The following is a 20,241-nucleotide window of genomic DNA, read 5'->3' on the forward strand; positions in this document are numbered from 1 at the left end:
TAACACCTGACAACAAGATGATCGGCTACACCCGACAACAAGATCGAGGAGTATCAAATGTTCGGAGCATCCGTGCGCCCACTGGTCTTCTGGCCACCTTTCATTCTGCTGTTCGCCTCCGTATTGGCGAGCTTGATCGATCTCGACAGCTTTCTGGCTGTCACTACCAATCTCAACAACCAGGTACTGAGCAAGTTCGGCTGGTTGTTTTCCATCACGGCGCTCAGCATGGTGGTGGCCTGCCTCATAGCCTATCTTTCGCCGTTGGGCCGCACGCGTATCGGCGGCGAGAACGCGACGCGACTGTTGTCCCCATGGCGTTGGTTCTCCATCACGTTATGCACCACGTTGGCCGTGGGCATCATGTTCTGGTCGACCGCAGAGCCGCTTTATCATCTGCACTCGCCGCCCACCTCGCTGGACATTGCCGCCAATAGCCCGGAAGCCGCGCGGTTCGCGCTCTCGACCATGTTCCTGCACTGGTCGTTCACGCCCTATGCGATCTACACCGTCCCTGCGCTGATCTTTGCCCTGATGCATTACAACCTCGGCAAGCCCTTCTCGCTCGGAACCCTGTTCGTGCCGCTGCTGGGAGATCGACTGATCGGTCGCAAGGGACGTGCGCTCGATGCACTCGCGCTCTTCGCCCTGGTCTGTGGCATGGCGTCGTCCCTCGGTACAGGGGCCATGACATTGGCAGGCGGCATCGACCGCTTCCTCGGCACTGGCTCGGGCCCGCTGATGCTGGGCATCGTCACCCTCGCGATCGTGCTGTGTTTCACCGCTTCGGCGGCCAGTGGTCTGCAAAAAGGCATCGCACGCCTGTCCGCCATCAACGCCAAGGCCTTCTTCGCCTTTCTCATCTTCGTGTTCGCCTTCGGTCCGACGCTGACCATCCTGGGCTACGGCACGGAAGCGGCTGGCGAATACTTCACCAACTTCATGAGCAAGAATCTGTTCACCGGGGCCTTCGACAATGACCCCTGGCCACAGAGCTGGACCATCTTCTACTGGGCCAACTGGATGGCATGGGCACCGATTTCGGCTCTGTTCCTGGGCAAGATCTCACGGGGGTATACCGTGCGGCAGTTCATGCTGATCAACATGGTGGCGCCCTCACTCTTCTCGATCATCTATGTCGCGGTGTTCAGCAGCACGACATTGAAGCTCGACATGGATACCGCCGGGGCACTCAACACCATCCTCAGCGAGGCCGGGGCTGGCTCGGTGATCTACGCACTATTCGATGAGCTACCGATGAGCTCTCTGGTGGGAGGGATCTTCCTGGTCATCGCCTTCCTGTCTTTCGTGACAGCGGCCGACTCCAATACCGATGCCATCAGCCAACTCTGCAGCTCGGATAGCCAGGAGGCTCTGGCAGGCAACGAAAGCGAAGACCGCAGCAAGGGCCGCCTGATGATGAAGATCATCTGGGGCTCGACCATCGGTGCCGTCGCCTGGATCATGACCTCCTTCGTCGGCATCGATGGCATCAAGATGCTCTCCAACCTCGGCGGGGTACCAGCGCTCTTCATCGTGATCGGTGCCACGGCGTCTCTGATACGACTGGTCTCGATCGGCACCGCCAAGATCGGCCTCGAGCACACGCCGTCACGCAGTTATTCGGCGGAAGCTCACCAGCGCTGGCAATCTTCCCAGTCCAGCTGAGCCAACTCGAGATGGCGTGACACTCAAGTCCTCAAGGAGAAACCACGACACCCCCGGGCCGAGAGGCGACGGGGGTGTCGTGGTTTTCTCTTGAGTGTCATGGCCCGCACAGTGGCATGGGCCATGCAGCCTGCGTTACGGCTAGGGTGCGTTAGCCACTGAAGCGATTTCCTGACAGAACCCTCAAAAAATAACCCAGATTCCTTACCTGAACGCGCGCGTGTATACCCATACAAGGCTGAAAGCACAACGCTGACAAAACAGAATTTTATGGGTTAGCATCCTCAGACACACAAGAAAATTATAGGAACGCGTATGTTTAGTTCTTCCATCCGCCCCCTCGTCTTCTGGCCACCGTTCATCCTGCTGATAGTCGCAGTGGCAGCAAGCCTTATCAATCTCGAAGGCTTTCTCGCCACCACGACGGCCTTGAATGACTGGGTACTCAACAAGTTCGGTTGGCTGTTCTCGATTACGGCACTGGCGATGGTGGTGACATGCCTGATCACTTACCTGTCACCACTGGGCCGCACGCGGATCGGTGGTGAAAATGCCACGCGAATCCTGACACCCTGGCGCTGGTTTTCCATCACGCTATGTACCACGCTGGCCGTCGGCATCATGTTCTGGTCGACCGCAGAACCGCTCTATCACTTACACACTCCGCCCGGCTCACTGGAGGTGACGGCGAACTCTCCTGAGGCAGCACGCTTTGCACTCTCGACGATGTTCCTGCATTGGTCATTCACGCCCTATGCGATCTATACCGTCCCGGCATTGCTGTTCGCTCTGATGCATTACAACCTGGGCAAGCCGTTCTCGCTCGGCACGCTCTTCGTGCCGCTGTTGGGTGATCGCCTGATCGGCCGCAAGGGCCGCGCGCTGGATGCACTGGCATTGTTCGCACTGGTCTGCGGCATGGCATCGTCATTGGGCACCGGCGCCATGACACTGGCCGGCGGCCTGGACCGCTTCCTGGGGACCGGCACTGGCCCGCTGATGCTGGCACTGGTGACTCTCGCCATCGTGGCCTGCTTTACCGCCTCCGCGGCCAGTGGTCTGCAGAAAGGCATTGCGCGTCTGTCCGCCATCAACGCCAAGGCCTTCTTCGTCTTCATGGCCTTCGTCTTCCTGTGCGGCCCGACCCAGACCATTCTTGGCTATGGCACCGAAGCTGCGGGTGAGTATTTCAACAACTTCATGCAAAAGAGCCTGTTCACCGGGGCCTTCGATGACGATCCGTGGCCGAAAAGCTGGAGTATCTTCTACTGGGCCAACTGGATGGCATGGGCACCGATATCCGCCCTGTTCCTGGGCAAGATTTCCCGTGGCTATACCGTGCGACAGTTCATGCTGATCAACCTGGTCGCGCCGGCCCTGTTCTCGATCACCTACGTGAGTGTCTTCGCAAGCTCCACTATCCAGTTCGACATGCAAAGTGGCGGTGCGCTTTACCAACTGCTGAATGAGTCTGGTGCAGGCTCCGTCATCTATGCCCTGTTTGACGAACTGCCGATGAGCACCTTGGTCAGCGCCGTCTTCCTGATCATCGCCTTCCTGTCCTTCGTGACGGCAGCCGACTCCAACACCGAAGCGATCAGCCAGCTGTGCAGCACTGACAGCCAGGCCGCCATGGCCGGTGACAGTGATGAAAATACCAATGATCGTCTGCTCATGAAGATCATCTGGGGTTGCACCATCGGCGCCGTCGCCTGGATCATGACGGCCTTCGTGGGCATTGATGGCATCAAGATGCTCTCCAATCTCGGCGGTGTGCCGGCGCTGTTCATCGTGATTGCCGCCACGGCGTCCCTGCTGCGTCTGGTGTCGATCGGTACCGCCAAGATCGGTCTCGAGCACACGCCGTCACGTAGCTATTCTCCCGAAGCGCACCTGCGCTGGGAAAGCACTCGCAAGACAGCAGAAAGCTCTCGGTAAGCCAAACCCTGCGTTGAGCATGCCCACTACGCCCTGTCTTCGGACAGGGCGTTTTACTGTGGGTAGGCCGCTTTGAAGACTCGCTCTCCCATGGGTCAACACCCCCTCCAAGCCGAGTCAGTCGTTGCCTGAGCCATTGAGGGAGTCTTTTCTTCAAGCATTGGACAAGTAATACGCATGACGTAATAACAACGATTTATTCCACTTTCTGGCACCATTCAGAACACTCAGCAAATAAACACAACTCATGCCGAGTAATATTATTTATATATAATAAGTCATGTCTTCCATGCTGCTCTGGCACGTGTCACGCAACTGAACATCGTCGCACCCGCTCGTCCAACCACCGTTGACGTGAATGAGAGGCAAGCTTTGCCCGCCAGGGTGTAGACATTGACATGCGCATAATTTATCGTTGTCAACGAATTTGATAACGAGAGAAAATAAAAACACCGTTTTGCCAAGCTTGGGGCTGACCAACAACTCGCATCAGCGCCCTTGCAAGGCTTGACCGATAACAAGGACGCGTATGCGATATCATTATTCCGATGAAGGCAGATGCATGCCACGCCGCCCTCCCCCAAGTTCCCGCCTGACCGGGAAGTGCCACCAACTCCGTCTTTATTGACCGAGATTGCCGATTATTGATGACGCGGCCCACGTGCTGCGCTGGATGCCATTTGCTTGAGCAAATGACGCAGAACTACGTCCACGGCTAAGAACCTTCCCCTCCTTACTCGTCGCTATCGACAACCGTTTGCCCTCGGGCGACTGCGTTGCGTAGCGCCCTGTTTCCCTACCGAGGGCCAGTTCTTGAACAACGAATCGCTATATCAATTCTCTACCCTGACTGTCGTACTGCTGCTGCTTGCCTTCTATGGCGGCACCTACCTGATGACGCTGGGGATCCGCAAGAAAAATGAAGATGCCGATGCCTTCATGGTCTCCAACCATCGCGTTGGCTTCGGCATGGGCGCGGCGAGCATGACGGCTACCTGGATCTGGGCGGCCTCCTTCTATGCTGCCGCCACCTCCGGCTATACCTATGGTGTCTCAGGGCCGATCCACTATGGCCTGTGGGGCGCACTGATGATTCTGTTCATCTACCCCTTCGGCCGCCGCTTCCGCAAGCTGGCGCCCAATGCGCATACACTGGGCGAGCTGATCCATGCGCGCCACGGCTCCTCCAGTCAGCTGATTCTGGCGCTCTCCAACCTGCTGGGTAGCGTGATCAGCCTGATGGTCAACTTCACTGCCGCCGGGGCGCTCGTCTCCGTGCTCTCGCCGCTGTCCTTCCAGGCGGGCGTGATCATGGCGGGCGTGGGGGTGCTGTTCTATACCCTGTGGTCGGGCTTCCGCGCCTCGGTACTGACCGACTTCGCGCAACTGGTTGCCCTGATGGCGATCGCCATCGTGATCATTCCGGCGGTGTTCTTTGCGATGGGTGGCCCGACAGAGCTGGTCGCAGGCCTGGATAACCTGACGCCCGAGCAGGCCAACTTCTTCTCGACGGATGCCATCCTGAACCAGGGGGCGCCCTTCTTCGTCGCGGTACTGGCCTATGCGATCGGTAACCAGACCATTTCCCAGCGCCTGTTCGCCGTCAACGAAGACCACATCAAGCCGACCTTCCTCACCGCGACACTGGGCTATGGCGCCATCGTCATCGGCCTGGGCATGATTGGCCTGATGGCACTGACACTCGGGGTGGAGCCGCTCAACGGCGACATGAACAACCTCATCCCGCAGATGGTGTCCGAGTACCTGCCGCCGTTCTTCATCGCGCTGTTCTTCATTCTGGTGATCGGCTCGCTGTCCTCCACCGCGGATTCCGACCTTTCCGCGCTGTCCGCCATCATCATGGCCGATGTCTATGGCAAGAATATCGCCCGCGGCAAGCCAGACCCGAAGCGCATGCTCTTCATCGGCCGCTTGACCATGATCATCGCCACGGTGCTGGGCATCGTCTTCGCCAGCTTCTCACTGGATATCCTGGTGATGCTGGTCTTCGTCGGAGCTCTGTGGGGCGCGATCGTCTTCCCGGTCATCGCCAGCTGCTTCTGGAATCGGGTGACCAACACCGCCTTCACCACGTCGGTCATCGTCGCGATGGTGATGTTCTGCCTGGCACGCTTTGAACTGGTGCCGCTGACGGGCATGAGCGGTCTGTTCTTCGAGCTGCTCGCCAGCATCGGCGGCGGCGTGATCATCGGCCTGATGGTATTCGGCTTCCTGGGGCGCATTCTCGGCATCCTTGCGGGAATCGCGGCCATGATCGCCATGCTGATCTTCGCGACTGACTTCCTGCGCGACTACACCGTCCTGCTGGCATCGTTGACCGCTTACGGCACCAGCACCCTGGTGTGTGTGGTCATGAGCCTCAACAGCCGCCAGGAACGCTTCGACTTCGACACCATCACCGCACGTGTCGGCAACTATGACGAAGCACTCGACTCAGGCGATCGTGATACGACAACACCGATCCAGACGCAGCCTGCCGCCTCCACCGGCGCATGATTCTGGATACGTCCTAGACAGAACAAGGAGACAACACTCATGACATTGCTATTTGCCACCTACGTACTGGTATGGCCAGTGCTCACCCTGGCGGTATTGATCGTCATCTGCCGCGCGGTCGCACGTGATCGCCGCATCGCACGGGAAGAAAAGCGCGAGCTGGTATGAAGCTCCTGGCGTAATGTGACGCCAGGAACGCAAAAGCCCGCCTCTGGATTGTCCAGAGGCGGGCTTTTTTACGACTTACCGAAGAATAGCCTGTCTATCACGCCTGCTCGACGATCCACTCATGCGCAGGATCATTCTTGAACTTCCACACCCGCTTGGGGCCGGCCATGACATTGAGGTAGTAGAGCTCGTAGCCGTGCGGGGCGGCGGCGGGATGATATCCCTCCGGCACCATCACACAGCAACCGTCCTCCACCGCCATGGTCTCATCCAGAGAGCGATCATCGGTATAGACGCGCTGGAACGCAAAGCCCTGTGACGGATTGAGCTTGTGATAATAGGTTTCCTCAAGGAAAGACTCCTCCGGGAGGTTGTCCGCACAATGCTTGTGCGGCGGGTAGCTGGACCAATTACCCGGCGGTGTATAGACCTCAACCACCAACAAACTATCAGCAGGCTCTGTCTGCGGAAGAATGTCCTGCACATGGCGCGTATTGGTCCCCTCGCCTCGTGTCGAACAGGCCACCTGCTCGGGGCGAATCAGGCGCGCGGCATGGTTGCCATGCCCCGGAGCACTACAAACTGCTATTTCAAGCTCTGTCAGGGCTTCTACCGAGTAGGCGACGCCATCTGGCAGGTACACCGAATAGGGAGGCAAGTGATCGAAAACACTCATGCGCTCGCCGATATTCTCGAAAGTCTGGTCACCGGTACGCACGGTCGCGCGCCCCGAGAGCAGCACGAGGCATTGCTCACGACTCTCGGTGTGGCGCTCGAAACGCTCACCTTGTTTCAAGCGATGCACGCGAAAGCCCACGTGTGTCCAGCCTGCAGATTCCGGGGTTACCTCGAGCAAGGTGCCATCTTCACTCGGGGCATGCGGTCTTACCAGAAGGCTCATTGGTCGACTCCTATCATGGCGATGGCAATTCAAGTTACTGAGCAGGTCTCAGCGGATTTCACTGAGCAAGACTCGCCGACCTTCTCGGTAGGAAATCAGCGCGGCTTCTGCTAGTTCAAGTGCCGCCAGACCATCTTGCGCTCCTGCCAACGGCGCCCGATTTTCCTGCCAGGCTGCCACGAAGTCGGCGACTTCCTGTGCATAAGCGCGCGAGTAACGCTCGAGGAAGAACCACTGTGGACGCTCATCCACGACCCCCTCGGCACCCGTGAAACGCAACTGAGTATCCGTTTCGTTGCGCGCCTCCAACATCCCCTTGCTGCCAAACACTTCAATACGCTGATCGTAGCCATAGCAGGCCCGGCGAGAATTGCTGATATTGACCAACTTGCCCGACGCACTCTTCAGATTGATCAGGACACTGTCGAGATCACCTGCCTCACCAATAGCCGGGTCCACAAGACAGCTGCCACTTACTGTCACTTCCGTTACAGGCTCTCCGAGCAACCAGGCAGCCATATCCAGATCATGAATGCTCATGTCACGGAAGATACCGCCCGAGGCTGCAATATATTCAGCGGGGGGCGGCTCAGGGTCACGGCTGGTGATCGTGATCATTTCCAACTTGCCAATGCGTCCTGAGTCCATTGCGGTCTTCAGCGCGGAAAACTGGGGGTCGTGACGACGATTGAACCCCAGAGCGCAGGTGACCGGATACTCTTCCAACACCGCGAGACAATGGCGCGTACGCACTAGATCCAGGTCAATCGGCTTTTCGCACAGTACGGCCTTGCCAGAACGAGCGGCGCGTTCCAGGAAGTCAGAATGCGTTGGTGTTGAAGACGCAATCAAGACACCGTCAATATCGTCAGAGCTGAAAACATCATCAGCACTTAGCACCGGCACGCCGTACTCGCTAGCCAGTGACTCGGCTGCTGCAGAAAAGGCGTCGCTAACCGAAGCCAGCTCGGCCGTCGGGTGGTCAGAGATAGCGCGAGCATGAACACGGCCGATGCGACCGGCACCTAACAGAGCGATTTTCATATAAGACTTCCTCTTCATGGCGTTTGTTGTTGAGCTTGTTGCAACTGCATTGCGAGAAGTCGCGGGGCTGGAAGGCAACACCTCCTGTGTTGACTTGCCAAGAGAACCCGCTGGTTATTGAAACATCAGTTTTCTATCTGCAATTTCTGACTATCTGTTGCCATATTGGCTTCATTGCGAACCCCCAGCCCGATTGCCAGCACTTGTGCCAGACATAACGTGGAGGTCAATCCTCTGAATCCCTGTACTTCCGCCTCATTGACGACCAATGCCACATCCGCTTGGCGAGTCAGAGGGCTCAACGAGGAATCCGTAATCAATATGATGGGGACCCCTCGCTCCCTGACCGACCTGACGGCGTTTTGTACCTCCTCGGCATAGGGGGCAAAGCTGGTCACCAATAGACAGTCCCGTTCAGACACTGCCTCGGCCTGCTCGCGATACATCGCCCCCATCCCATCCATGAGAAACGCACGCTTGGCCACGTGACGCAGCGAATAGGCCAGGTAACTTGAGACCACGAAGCTACGGCGAGCACCCAACAGATGAATGGCCTCCGCGGCCTGCATGAGGTCCAGCGCCCGCTCGATATCTTGCGTCGGCACGCGATGAGGCAACTGAGCCAAAGCTTGCAGATTGGCCTCGGCGAAATTCATCAGTAGCTCGTTGACGCTTGGGCTCGTCCCAGTGACCTCACGAGCCACACGAATGCGTTCGTTGTAATCGGGCTCTGCCTCAACCAAGCGTGAGCGGAACAGCTTCTGCATCTCCGAAAAGCCAGAGAATCCCAGCGCATTCGCAAAGCGGATCATGGTGGAGGGTGTCACCCCAGCTTTGTCAGCCAGTGCGGCTACCGTGCCGAATGCCACTTCCTGGGGATGATCCAGAAGAAAGCGAGCACTCTGCTGCAAGCGCTTGGAGAGCTCGGGATATTGCTCGCCTATATGCGCCTCTAGGGCTTCAAAAGTCTGCAGCTGACGCGCGGCGCGCTGCAAGGAAGTGGGATCTGGCATAAATACTCCTCGCTGTGCCTACCTGACTGGGCGCTGAGATCTTGGCGATCCCCCGGTAGGCGATAGGGAGGAGTCTAGGCGCATGGAATGAAAATTCCAAGATCAAAATAAAATGAATATTCCGGTTGCATTCCATCCGAGTGGAATCTACATTCCAACTACCGGTCGCGATGGAATACGCCATGTTCCAGACCACCGGGCACTCGCATACTGGAAGAGAGCAGCGCCAGTCCGCTCTTCCTCACTGACAAAGACAATAACCAAAGAACGTCAGGAGCCAACCATGTACAAAGTCGAGCCTCTCGCCACCTCTCCGAACTCTCACAGAAGGATGCCACGCCTGCGTCGTGCGATAGCCAGTCTCACGACAGCCTTGTTAGCAGTCTCTGTGGCCAATGCCGCCTGGGCAGCCGAAACCGAGCGCTACGTCATGATCACGCATGGCCAGAACTCCGACCCCTTCTGGTCAGTCGTCAAGCGCGGCGCTGACGATGCAGCTGAAGAACTTGGCGTCGAAGTCGAGTACCGCGCACCTTCTACCTTTGACATGGCAAAGATGGCGCAACTGCTGGATGCTGCAGTAGCTTCAAAGCCAGATGGCCTTATCATTTCCCTGACCGACGCTGATGCACTGGGCAAAGGCATCAAGAATGCTGTGGATCAGCAGATCCCGGTCATCACCATCAATTCTGGTGGCGATAAGTCCAAGGAGGTCGGCGCACAACTTCACATTGGTCAGAGTGAATATGAAGCAGGGCGAGGTGCGGCAGAACGCATGGTAGAGAGCGGCGCCAAACACGGACTCTGCATCAATCAGGAGCAAGGCAACGTAGGGCTAGATGCACGGTGCGCGGGCTTCATCAAGGGGTTCGACGGTAGCGCCAGTGAACTAGCCACCAGCACCGATCCCACCGAAATCAAAAACTCTCTCGTTGCCTACCTCAATCAGCACAGCGAAGTGGATGCCATCCTCGCCTTGGGGCCTCTCGGTTCCGAGCCAATGCTCAAGGCAATGCAAGAAGCTGGCGCTACTCAAAAATTCCAGCTCGGCACCTTCGATCTCTCCCCCGACATACTCGCCGCCATTCAGTCGGGTGAAATGAACTTTGCCATTGATCAACAACAGTACCTGCAAGGCTATCTGCCGGTGGTCTTCATGCATCAGTACCACATACACGGTCTGATGCCGGCTGGCGATGTCGCCACAGGCCCCGGATTTGTCACCGCCGAGAATGCAGGTCAGGTCATCGAGCTTTCAGAGCAAGGCATTCGCTAAGCGAAAAGCTAAATTTGGCAAAACTTTCATTTCCATGACATGGCGTCCTCCCCCTATGAGGACGCCCGGAGAGAGCATCATGACTGATCATACTATCAGTGCCGTTCCGGCCGCTGATGACGAACGGCTTCGCCGCGTCCACCCTCTCAAGGCCGCACTGAAACGTCCCGAATTTGGCGCCATTGCCGGCACCATCCTGGTATTTGCCTTCTTCTCTGTCGCCGCTTCGGGGACCGGCATGTTCAGCCTGGCGGGCATTCTCAACTTCCTGGAAGTCTCTGCACAGCTAGGCATCCTCGCCATCGCGGCATCGCTCCTGATGATCGGTGGTGAATTCGACCTTTCCCTAGGCTCAATGATCGGCTTTGCCGGCATCTTGATTGCCATCCCTGCCGTGCAATACGGCTGGCCCCTCTGGCTGGCCATTACTTTCGCCTTTGCTTGCGCCGTCCTGATTGGCTGGATTAACGGCTATCTGGTGATGCGCACAGGTCTGCCCTCCTTCATCGTCACACTGGGCTTTCTGTTCATCCTGCGCGGCCTGGCCATCGGCCTGACCCGCTTGACGACTGGACGCACCCAAGTCAGCGGTCTGCAAGAGATTGCCGATCATGACTGGTTGGCACCGTTTTTCTCCGGCGAGGTATTTACTGGCCTCTTCAGCTGGATGGCAGCCCAAGGCTGGATTGCCACCAACTTCGCGGGAAATCCAAGTGTCACTGGTGTCCCGGTCTCTATCGTCTGGTGGATTGTACTGGCCGCTGCCGCGACCTGGCTGCTGCTTTACACCCGCTTCGGCAACTGGATATTCGCCTGCGGCGGTGATGTGAATGCTGCACGCAACGTCGGCGTCCCTGTAATGAAGGTCAAGATCCTGCTGTTCATCTTTACCGCTGTCGCCGCCACCATCTTTGCCTGCCTGCAAGTCATGGATACCGGTTCAGCCGACACGACTCGCGGTCTGCTCAAGGAACTGGAAGCCATCATCGCCGTCGTGATCGGCGGAGCTCTGCTGACAGGCGGCTATGGCTCTGCCGTGGGTGCCGTATTCGGTGCGCTTATCTTCGGCACGGTACAGATGGGCATCTTCTACACCGGCGTTAACACTGACTGGTTCAAGGTCTTCCTCGGCGCCATGCTCCTGATCGCAGTACTGTTCAACAATTACGTGCGCAAGAAAGCTCTGGAGGCTAAGTAATGACTACTAACGCCAACCTGCAACAGACGCCGGAACAGACTACGACCGCCGCCGATCGCGCCAGAGGTGATACTCCGAAAGCCGCTGACACCCGCACTCCTCTTATCGAGATGCAGGCTGTCGACAAGCACTTCGGCAACGTAGTCGCCCTTTCCAATATTTCATTGAAAGTCTACGCAGGCGAGGTCATGTGCCTGCTCGGCGATAACGGCGCCGGCAAGTCGACCCTCATCAAGACGTTATCAGGAGTGCATGCCCCGACTCACGGTGAACTGCTGCTGGAGGGGAATCCTGCCAATTTCACGTCCCCCGGCCAGGCACTCGATGCCGGCATCGCAACGGTCTTCCAGGACCTCGCAATGATTCCCTTGATGTCGATCACCCGTAATTTCTTCATGGGCCGTGAGCCCACCAAGGGGTTCGGTCCTTTCAAATATGTGGACTGGGAGTTTGCAGATCGGGTGGCACGTGAAGAGATGGCCAAGATCGGGATCGATGTGCGTGACCCGTCTCAACCAGTCGGCACGCTGTCAGGCGGCGAACGCCAGTGTGTCGCAATCGCACGCGCTGTCTACTTCGGTGCCAAGGTGCTCATTCTGGATGAGCCAACGTCAGCACTAGGTGTCAAGCAGGCATCGAAGGTACTGCGCTATATCGCTCAGGCGCGCAACCGAGGGCTCGGCGTCATCTTCATCACGCATAACGTCCATCACGCCTACCCCATCGGTGATGCCTTTACTCTGCTCAAGCGCGGCACCTCATTAGGAAGCTGGCGCAAAGAGGACATCACTCGTGAGGAAGTGCTCAACATGATGGCCGGTGGCGAGGAAATGGCCAGCCTGGATGCAGAGTTGGCGGAGTTCCAACGGACGGATTCCGCCTCTGTTGCCTGACCGCGAGCAGGCGTACACGTAGATCATCAATAAGCACTACGGGGCTCCCCCCGATACCTCGATCTACATCGATTATTGTCAATGCCGGGTAACACCGGCCCATTAAGGGATATGCCCATGACGCGCCACTCTCCTCACTCACCGGATCTGGATGTCATTTGCCTCGGCCGCGTCGCCGTTGACCTCTACGCTGAACAGATCGGTGCGCGTCTCGAGGACGCCACCAGCTTCAAGAAATACCTGGGCGGGAGCTCCGGCAATATGGCGTATGGTACGGCACGCCTTGGACTCAAATCCTCGATGCTAGCTCGAGTTGGCAACGAGCAGATGGGGGAATTTCTGCGCGAAGAGCTCACCTCGGCCGGTTGTGATGTCAGCCACTTAATCCGCGATCCTGAACGCCTGACGGGCCTAGTGCTCCTCGGCATCAAGGACAAAGACCAGTTCCCCCTACTCTTTGTTCGTAACGACTGTGCTGACATGGCCATTGATGAAGATGATGTCGATCCGGCATTTATCTCCCGAGCACGTGCCTTAGCCATCACCGGCACTCATCTCTCTACACCGCGTACGCAGCGCGCTGCTCGCAAGGCACTGGATGCTGCACGAAACGCTGGTGTAAAGCGTGTCTTGGACATCGACTACCGGCCAGTACTCTGGGGGCTGACCAGCATTGGCGATGGCGAGACTCGGTTCGTCGCGGATGAAAGCGTAAGCCAGCACATGGCACGTTGGCTTGGCGACTTTGACCTGATCGTCGGCACGGAAGAAGAGTTTCACATTGCCGGCAACAGTACCGACACGCTAGAAGCGCTGCGTGAAGTTCGCCGTCATAGCGAGGCAGTGCTCGTGTGCAAGATAGGGGCGCGTGGCTGCGTCATCTTCGAAGAAGAGATCCCGCAACAACTTGAAGACGGCATTCTGGTCGAGGGCGTCAAGGTCGAGGTCATGAATGTACTCGGTGCCGGCGATGCTTTCATGAGCGGTTTCCTGCGTGGCTACCTGCGCGATGAAAGTTGGGAAACTTGCGGCCATTACGCCAACGCGTGCGGCGCCTTGGTGGTGTCCCGTCACGGGTGTGCACCAGCCATGCCCACAGAAGCGGAACTGTTCGATTATCTGAGCCGCCGCGAGTCCGTGCCTCGCCCGGATCTTGATGATCATCTAACCCACTTGCATCGCGTCACCACCCGTCGTGTAGCGCACTGGGACAGCGTGCTGGGACTGGCATTCGACCATCGCCGTCAATTCCTGGACATGGCACGCGATGTCGAAGGTAACCCCGATCGCCTGCCTCGCTTGAAGCAGTTACTGGTACAAGCCACCCGCACAGCGGCACAGCAGGCCGGCATCACACGGCCGGCGATCCTCTGTGATGATGTCTTGGGCCAGGATGCACTCAATGACACCGCTGAACTGGAATGGTGGGTCGGCCGCCCGGTCGAGCTCCCCAGCTCACGCCCACTTCGCTTCCAGCATGGCGATGACATCGGTAGCCAGCTGAGACGCTGGCCGCGCCACCACATCGTGAAGTGCCTGGTGTTCTACCACCCCGATGACGAAGCCACACTGCGCCTTGACCAGGAAGCCCGCTTGCGCCAGCTGTATGACGCTTGCTGCATTTCCGGACATGAACTGCTGATTGAAGTGATTCCGCCACGTCAGGCAGACGCCCCCACCTGCGATGAGACCACCATTCCGCGCAGTCTGGAGCGTCTCTACAACCTCGGCATTCGTCCCGATTGGTGGAAACTTCCGGCTCTTACAGCCCAGGGCTGGGAAAAGGTGAATCAAATCATCAGTACACGCGATAGCTGGTGTCACGGTGTCGTACTTCTGGGACTGGATGCCCCCATCGAAGACGTAAAGCGTGGATTCGAACAGGCAGCACGTTTCCCGATCTGCAAAGGGTTCACCGTCGGCCGTACATTATTCACCGCCCCCAGCCAAGCTTGGCTTTCGGGCACTATCGATGACGCGACCCTGACCCGACAGGCCGCTGACAACTATCTCGAATTGATTACCCATTGGCAGAAACTGCGTGATGCCTATTGCAACGCAGAGGATGCCAGTCCTGCCACCACGCTCGCAGAAGGAGTCCTGCAATGAGCTCTGTTTCTCACTCAGCGGCAGCGCCGGGTACCGTGCGCCTGACAGTCGCTCAGGCATTGGTGCGATACCTGAGTGCGCAATATATCGAGCAAAACGGACAGGAAGTCCCCTTGTTCGGTGGCTGCTTTGCCATCTTCGGCCACGGCAATGTGGCAGGCCTTGGCGAGGCCTTGCACGCTGCAAGTGATGCGTTCCCCACCTATCGTGCTCATAACGAACAAGGCATGGCCAATGCTGCCATCGCCTATGCCAAGGCGAACAACCGTCGCCGAATCATGGCGTGCACCTCGTCCATCGGACCTGGTGCCACCAACATGGTGACCTCTGCCGGGCTTGCCCATGTCAACCGATTACCGGTGCTGTTCTTGCCCGGTGACACCTTCGCCAGCCGCGCACCAGATCCGGTGCTTCAACAGGTCGAACATTTCAACGACCCCGGCCTGAGCGTCAATGATTGCTTCCGACCTGTTTCGCGCTTCTTTGATCGCATCACACGGCCGGAACAGTTGCTGACCAGCCTTCCCCAAGCATTGGCGATGCTGTTGGATCCCGTGGACTGCGGCCCTGCCACCCTGTGTCTGCCACAGGACGTCCAGACGCTGGCATACGACTGGCCTACCGATTTCTTCGACCGCCAGCTCCATCGTATCCGCCGTGCTCCTGTCGCCCAGGAAGAGCTTGTGATGGCGTTAGACACGCTCCGCTCAGCCAAGCGCCCACTTTTGATTGCAGGCGGTGGCGTGCACTACAGCGAGGCGTGCGATGCTCTATCCACCTTTGCCGAGCAGCACGGTATCCCCGTGGTCGAAACACAGGCAGGCAAAGGTGCCCTGCCTTGGAGCCACGCTCGCAATATGGGCGCGATTGGGGTGACGGGCGCGGCCAGCGCCAATCAGCTGGCACGTGAAGCAGATGTCATTCTGGCCATCGGTTCACGACTCCAAGACTTTACCAGCGGCTCTCGCACGCTCTTTGAAGCCGCCGATCAAACACTCATCAGCCTCAATGTCGGTCGCTTCGATGCCGTCAAGCATGGCGCACAGCAGCTGCAGTGCGACGCACTGCGCGGAATAGAAGCTTTAACGACGGGGCTAGCCGACTGGGCTGCACCAGATAGCTGGGTGCAACGCCAATCTGGGCTCAAGCAGGAATGGGAAGCGGCCAGGGAAAGCGTGATGGCTGACCAGGCGCTCTCGCTGCCAACCGATGCTCAGGTACTCGGTGCCGTAAATCGTCAAGCGACAGAAGACACCACCGTGGTCTGTGCCGCCGGCGGCTTACCAGGTGAGCTTCACAAGCTATGGGCAGCCACTGTCCCCGGCAGTTATCACGTGGAATATGGCTTCTCATGCATGGGCTATGAACTGGCCGGCGGGATGGGCGTCAAGATGGCTCACCCATCGCGTGATGTGACCGTCGTAGTGGGAGACGGTAGTTACCTGATGCTTAACTCCGAGCTGGCCACCTCAGTGATGCTGGGCCACAAATTGACCGTCGTCGTGCTCGATAACCGAGGCTACGGCTGCATCAATCGCCTACAACACGCGACTGGCGGTGCCGGTTTCAACAATCTGCTCAAGGACTGTCGCACCGTTCCGGAAGGCGCTCCCAAGGTGGATTTTGCGGCACACGCTCGTGCGCTGGGCTGTCAGGCCGAACAGGTCACAGGGATTGGCGAACTGGAAGCCGCCCTCGAGCGTGCCCGGGCCTCAGAGACAACCTACGTCATCGCGCTAGACACTGATCCGTTGCCCTCCACCCAGGAAGGCGGGCACTGGTGGGAGGTCGCCATTCCCGAGGTCAGCGAACGTACTGAGGTCCGTGACGCCTACCAGGGCTATGTGACGCAAAAACAGCAACAAGCTCACTAAAACATCCACAGGGTCGGGTGCAGCCAGCCTCTCCGGCCCTGAGTCTACGCCATGCCCTCGGAGGCCACGGTGCCTCCTTGCACACTCAATATCTCGAAGAAGGATACCGCCATGAGCATTCGCCTAGGCATCAACCCGCTGACCTGGACCAATGATGATCTACCGAGCCTCGGTGCCGACACACCGCTGGAGATATGTCTCAGCGAAGGCCGCCAGGCAGGTTTTGCTGGTTTCGAGCTAGGAAACAAATTCCCGCGCACCCCCGACGCCCTGTCTCAGGTACTCAATGCTCACGATCTGGCGTTGGTATCTGGCTGGTACTCAAGCCGCCTGCTGGAGCGTAGCGTCGAGGAAGAGCTGGAAGCCCTGAATGATCATCTTCAGCTGCTCAAGACGTGTGGCGCTACTGTCATGGTGTATTGCGAAGTCAGCCGCTGTGTACATGGGGATCAAGACACTCCTGTCTCACGCCGCCCCGTCATGAATGATGCCGATTGGGAGCGTTTAACAACCGGCCTGGATGCTGTCGCAAAAGAGATGGCGTCTCAAGGCGTGGAAATGGCTTATCACCATCACATGGGCACCGTCATCGAGAGTGAAGCCGATGTGGACCGTTTGATGGCCTCCACACAACACGTGAAGCTGTTGCTGGATGCCGGTCACCTGACCTATGCCGGTGGCGATCCCGTCGCTGTGGCACGCAAGCATGGCAAACGCATTACCCACGTCCACTGCAAGGACATCCGTATGGCACTGATGGACAACGCGATCAACCGTGACAAGTCCTTCCTGGATGCCGTACTGGATGGCGTTTTCACCGTGCCGGGAGACGGCGGTGTTGACTTTGCCGCGCTTTTCACCGAGCTGAAGCGTCAGGGATATGGTCAGCACGATGATCGCTGGCTGGTTGTAGAGGCCGAGCAAGACCCTGCCGTCGCCGACCCGCTGACCTACGCAACGCTCGGTCACGACAATCTGGCTCATCTCGCACGCGAGGCAGAGCTGATCAACGCCTGATTCATCTGCCATTTCAAAGTTATCCGAAATATTTGGGCCGGGATGATGTGGCAACCGCGCTCAACAAATAGAACGGTTCTTATTCCTCTGCGCACGGAGGGAGCCGGCTCTAGGCCACTAGGCTGCATAGACAGCCCGCACGACTCAGATCACTTCGCTTGAGTCAGCGCCAATACCACTCTCCACGAGGACACGTTCATGCAACAGTTACATCACTTCATCAATGGTCAAACGCAACCCGGCGACAGCGGTCGTAATGCACCAGTCTACAACCCGGCCACGGGCGAGCAGTCCGCAAGTGTGTCACTGGCCAGTGCCGAGGAAACCCGCTCCGCCATTGCTGCCGCCAGCGCCGCCTTCCCCGGCTGGTCCAACACCTCAGCCCTCAAGCGCTCACGCATCCTGTTCCGCTTCAAGGCACTGCTGGAAAAGCATAGCGACGAACTCGCCACACTGATTTCGCGTGAGCACGGCAAAGTGCATTCGGATGCGCTCGGTGAGGTGACTCGCGGCATGGAAGTCGTCGAATTCGCCTGTGGCATGCCTCACCTTCAAAAAGGTGAACACTCTCTTAACGTCGGTACCGGCGTAGACAGCCACTCTCTGATGCAACCGCTAGGTGTCTGCGCAGGCATCGCCCCGTTCAACTTCCCGGCCATGGTACCGATGTGGATGTTCCCCATTGCCCTGGCAACCGGCAATACCTTCATCATGAAGCCTTCGGAGAAAGATCCCTCTGCTCCGCTGCGCATGGCAGAACTGCTGACAGAAGCCGGACTGCCGCCGGGCGTATTCAACGTCGTCAATGGGGACAAGGAAGCCGTCGATGTCCTGCTGACCGATGAGCGCGTCGAGGCCGTTTCCTTTGTCGGTTCCACCCCGATCGCCGAATACATCTATTCCACAGCTTCTGCACATGGCAAGCGTGTTCAGGCCCTGGGGGGGGCGAAGAATCATATGGTCGTGATGCCGGATGCCGATCTGGATCAGGCCGCAGACGCTCTGATGGGAGCGGCGTACGGCAGCGCTGGTGAGCGCTGCATGGCGATCTCCGTAGCAGTACCGATCGGTGAGCAAACCGCTCAGCGACTGCGTGACAAGATCCTCGAGCGGATGGCCACCCTGCGAGTTGGCCCCGGCGAAGTCGAGGGGCAAGAAAATGACATGGGACCGCTGATCTCGCGCGTGCATGCCGACAAGGTCATCGAGTTCATCGACAGCGGTGTCGAGCAAGGTGCGGAGCTGGTCGTGGATGGCCGTGACATCAAGGTTCCCGGGCACGAGAACGGCTATTTCGTGGGCGCTACCCTCTTTGATCATGTGCGCCCAGATATGCGCATCTATGCCGAAGAAATTTTCGGGCCGGTTTTGTGTCTGGTTCGCCAGGAATCACTCGACGAGGCGATTTCCCTCATCAATGCCCACGAGTATGGCAATGGCACGGCCATCTTCACTCGCGACGGTGATGCTGCCCGCCAATACACCACCCGTATTCAGGTCGGCATGGTCGGCGTAAACGTCCCCATCCCTGTGCCGATGGCATTCCATAGCTTTGGCGGCTGGAAGCGCTCACTCTTTGGTCCGCTTCACATGCACGGCCCGGATGGTGTGCGTTTCTATACCCGCATGAAGGCCGTAACGACTCGCTGGCCGGATGGACTCAGAAGCGAGCAGACAAGCCACTTCACGATGCCAACACTTTGATGTCTCCCCCTGCCATACATCTAATCCTGGCAGGGGGCACTCACTTCCTTCAACAACAATAGCGATCAATGGAGTCATTCATGAAACTAGGTGTCTGCACTTGGACTTTCGGCCCGATCTCTCTGGAAAATACCTTTGAGCGCGTCTCGCGCTTGGGGTTTGACGGTGTCGAGCTGCACGGAGACTTGGAAAGCTTTACTCCCGAGTATGTACTGGGCTTGTGCCAGAAGCACAACCTGCAAGTCTTTTCCCTGACGCCGGGTGACTGTGATCCGGCATCTCCGGATGCATCAGATCGGGAAGCCGCTGATAAGTATTACCGAGATCTTATTGATTTTGCGCATGCAATTGGCGGTGCTCGAGTATCACTCCATGGGTTGGTGGGACGCATCCGCCCCTCCGCAGGTAGCGATCATGCCACTGAATACGGCTATCTCGTTGAATTCCTCAGGCCAATCTGTGCCTATGCTGCAGAGCGGCAGGTACCTTTGGTTTTCGAAGTGCTCAACCGCTACGAATCTCACCTGATCAATACTGGGGAGCAATGCCGCCAACTGATCAAGGATGTCGGCAGCGATCAGCTGAAAGTGTTGCTGGACGCTTATCACATGAACATCGAGGAAGCCGACCCTGTGAAGGCACTGGCGCAGACCGGCCAGCAGCTCGGCCTTTACCACGTCGCAGATTCCAATCGAGGCGGAATTGGCCAAGGCCACAGCGCCCTGCAGCCACAATTCGAACAACTGGCTAAAATGGGTTATCCAGGGCCGATTATCATCGAGGCGCCAGCTATGGGCCCTGACCCCTTCACTCCTGTCAAAGAGGGCGACTACCTCACCAAGCTTGAACATCAGTTGTCACTGAGCGTTACAGCGCTCCGCGAGCAATTCGCCCCCGCTACCGCAATCTAACTTCATAGTG

General features: G+C 57.9%; 15 protein-coding genes. 12 read left to right on the plus strand and 3 right to left on the minus strand.

The genetic code is table 11. The features are described 5' to 3' along the window. Positions 1-57 precede the first annotated feature (57 nt). The 4 genes from ACJJV2_RS10290 to ACJJV2_RS10305 all read left to right on the plus strand — a co-directional run bounded on the left by ACJJV2_RS10290 (position 58) and on the right by ACJJV2_RS10305 (position 6,291). Complete coding sequence (locus tag ACJJV2_RS10290; protein ID WP_131431800.1) at positions 58-1,668, plus strand: BCCT family transporter; 1,611 nt, start codon at positions 58-60, stop codon at positions 1,666-1,668. 315 nt (positions 1,669-1,983) lie between these two features. Next, on the plus strand, positions 1,984-3,606 hold the full coding sequence (locus tag ACJJV2_RS10295; RefSeq protein WP_215824259.1) for a BCCT family transporter: 1,623 nt from the start codon (positions 1,984-1,986) through the stop codon (positions 3,604-3,606). An 813-nt stretch (positions 3,607-4,419) separates the two neighbouring features. Next, complete coding sequence (locus ACJJV2_RS10300; protein ID WP_347421060.1) at positions 4,420-6,123, plus strand: sodium:solute symporter family protein; 1,704 nt, start codon at positions 4,420-4,422, stop codon at positions 6,121-6,123. A 39-nt stretch (positions 6,124-6,162) separates the two neighbouring features. Beyond that, the gene (locus ACJJV2_RS10305; RefSeq protein WP_215824257.1) at positions 6,163-6,291 is read left to right on the plus strand and encodes a putative transporter small subunit; all 129 of its coding nucleotides are present in this window, start codon (positions 6,163-6,165) and stop codon (positions 6,289-6,291) included. 97 nt (positions 6,292-6,388) lie between these two features. Here the strand turns inward: ACJJV2_RS10305 and iolB are convergent, their stop codons facing one another. The 3 genes from iolB to ACJJV2_RS10320 all read right to left on the minus strand — a co-directional run bounded on the left by iolB (position 6,389) and on the right by ACJJV2_RS10320 (position 9,249). Then, entirely contained in the window at positions 6,389-7,192 is an 804-nt protein-coding gene (gene iolB, locus ACJJV2_RS10310; RefSeq protein ID WP_192838006.1) for a 5-deoxy-glucuronate isomerase, read from the minus strand. Positions 7,193-7,240: 48 nt separating this feature from the next. After that, positions 7,241-8,236: an inositol 2-dehydrogenase gene (gene iolG / locus ACJJV2_RS10315; protein ID WP_215824256.1), complete on the minus strand. Its 996-nt coding sequence runs from the start codon at positions 8,234-8,236 to the stop codon at positions 7,241-7,243. Between the two features lie 125 nt (positions 8,237-8,361). Further along, the gene (locus tag ACJJV2_RS10320; protein ID WP_215824255.1) at positions 8,362-9,249 is read right to left on the minus strand and encodes a MurR/RpiR family transcriptional regulator; all 888 of its coding nucleotides are present in this window, start codon (positions 9,247-9,249) and stop codon (positions 8,362-8,364) included. A gap of 283 nt (positions 9,250-9,532) precedes the next feature. Here ACJJV2_RS10320 and ACJJV2_RS10325 point away from each other — a divergent pair, with 283 nt between their 5' ends. The 8 genes from ACJJV2_RS10325 to ACJJV2_RS10360 all read left to right on the plus strand — a co-directional run bounded on the left by ACJJV2_RS10325 (position 9,533) and on the right by ACJJV2_RS10360 (position 20,231). Next, positions 9,533-10,525 carry a sugar ABC transporter substrate-binding protein gene (locus tag ACJJV2_RS10325; RefSeq protein WP_225347893.1) on the plus strand — a complete coding sequence of 331 codons (993 nt, stop codon included), beginning with the start codon at positions 9,533-9,535 and terminating at the stop codon, positions 10,523-10,525. Between the two features lie 79 nt (positions 10,526-10,604). Beyond that, positions 10,605-11,723: an ABC transporter permease gene (locus tag ACJJV2_RS10330; protein WP_192838003.1), complete on the plus strand. Its 1,119-nt coding sequence runs from the start codon at positions 10,605-10,607 to the stop codon at positions 11,721-11,723. 110 nt (positions 11,724-11,833) lie between these two features. Next, entirely contained in the window at positions 11,834-12,616 is a 783-nt protein-coding gene (locus ACJJV2_RS10335) for an ATP-binding cassette domain-containing protein (RefSeq protein WP_192838264.1), read from the plus strand. Between the two features lie 117 nt (positions 12,617-12,733). Beyond that, the gene (iolC, locus tag ACJJV2_RS10340) at positions 12,734-14,725 is read left to right on the plus strand and encodes a 5-dehydro-2-deoxygluconokinase (RefSeq protein WP_215824254.1); all 1,992 of its coding nucleotides are present in this window, start codon (positions 12,734-12,736) and stop codon (positions 14,723-14,725) included. Then, positions 14,722-16,599, plus strand: coding sequence for a 3D-(3,5/4)-trihydroxycyclohexane-1,2-dione acylhydrolase (decyclizing) (gene iolD, locus ACJJV2_RS10345; RefSeq protein ID WP_347421059.1), 1,878 nt, complete (start codon positions 14,722-14,724; stop codon positions 16,597-16,599). The genes iolC and iolD overlap by 4 nt, the downstream gene beginning before the upstream one ends. A gap of 111 nt (positions 16,600-16,710) precedes the next feature. Beyond that, positions 16,711-17,616 carry a myo-inosose-2 dehydratase gene (gene iolE, locus ACJJV2_RS10350; protein ID WP_347421058.1) on the plus strand — a complete coding sequence of 302 codons (906 nt, stop codon included), beginning with the start codon at positions 16,711-16,713 and terminating at the stop codon, positions 17,614-17,616. Positions 17,617-17,814: 198 nt separating this feature from the next. Then, positions 17,815-19,320 (plus strand): CoA-acylating methylmalonate-semialdehyde dehydrogenase, encoded by a 1,506-nt coding sequence (locus ACJJV2_RS10355; protein ID WP_192837999.1) that lies wholly within the window; start codon positions 17,815-17,817, stop codon positions 19,318-19,320. 80 nt (positions 19,321-19,400) lie between these two features. Next, a complete protein-coding gene (locus ACJJV2_RS10360; protein ID WP_215824250.1) occupies positions 19,401-20,231 on the plus strand; it encodes a sugar phosphate isomerase/epimerase in 831 nt (276 codons plus the stop codon). The last annotated feature ends 10 nt before the right edge of the window (positions 20,232-20,241 follow it).

The sequence above is a fragment of the Cobetia sp. Ld8 genome, assembly GCF_045066615.1.
GTDB lineage: Bacteria > Pseudomonadota > Gammaproteobacteria > Pseudomonadales > Halomonadaceae > Cobetia > Cobetia amphilecti.

Excerpts from the sequence above, each read along its gene's own strand:
- ACJJV2_RS10325 (WP_225347893.1), top strand. The coding sequence starts at position 9,533 with ATGTACAAAGTCGAGCCTCTCGCCACCTCTCCGAACTCTCACAGAAGG.
- ACJJV2_RS10335 (WP_192838264.1), top strand. The coding sequence starts at position 11,834 with ATGCAGGCTGTCGACAAGCACTTCGGCAACGTAGTCGCCCTTTCCAAT.
- ACJJV2_RS10360 (WP_215824250.1), top strand. The coding sequence starts at position 19,401 with ATGAAACTAGGTGTCTGCACTTGGACTTTCGGCCCGATCTCTCTGGAA.
- ACJJV2_RS10330 (WP_192838003.1), top strand. The coding sequence starts at position 10,605 with ATGACTGATCATACTATCAGTGCCGTTCCGGCCGCTGATGACGAACGG.
- ACJJV2_RS10305 (WP_215824257.1), top strand. The coding sequence starts at position 6,163 with ATGACATTGCTATTTGCCACCTACGTACTGGTATGGCCAGTGCTCACC.
- ACJJV2_RS10355 (WP_192837999.1), top strand. The coding sequence starts at position 17,815 with ATGCAACAGTTACATCACTTCATCAATGGTCAAACGCAACCCGGCGAC.
- iolE (WP_347421058.1), top strand. The coding sequence starts at position 16,711 with ATGAGCATTCGCCTAGGCATCAACCCGCTGACCTGGACCAATGATGAT.
- iolD (WP_347421059.1), top strand. The coding sequence starts at position 14,722 with ATGAGCTCTGTTTCTCACTCAGCGGCAGCGCCGGGTACCGTGCGCCTG.
- iolC (WP_215824254.1), top strand. The coding sequence starts at position 12,734 with ATGACGCGCCACTCTCCTCACTCACCGGATCTGGATGTCATTTGCCTC.
- ACJJV2_RS10290 (WP_131431800.1), top strand. The coding sequence starts at position 58 with ATGTTCGGAGCATCCGTGCGCCCACTGGTCTTCTGGCCACCTTTCATT.
- ACJJV2_RS10295 (WP_215824259.1), top strand. The coding sequence starts at position 1,984 with ATGTTTAGTTCTTCCATCCGCCCCCTCGTCTTCTGGCCACCGTTCATC.
- iolB (WP_192838006.1), bottom strand. The coding sequence starts at position 7,192 with ATGAGCCTTCTGGTAAGACCGCATGCCCCGAGTGAAGATGGCACCTTG.
- iolG (WP_215824256.1), bottom strand. The coding sequence starts at position 8,236 with ATGAAAATCGCTCTGTTAGGTGCCGGTCGCATCGGCCGTGTTCATGCT.
- ACJJV2_RS10320 (WP_215824255.1), bottom strand. The coding sequence starts at position 9,249 with ATGCCAGATCCCACTTCCTTGCAGCGCGCCGCGCGTCAGCTGCAGACT.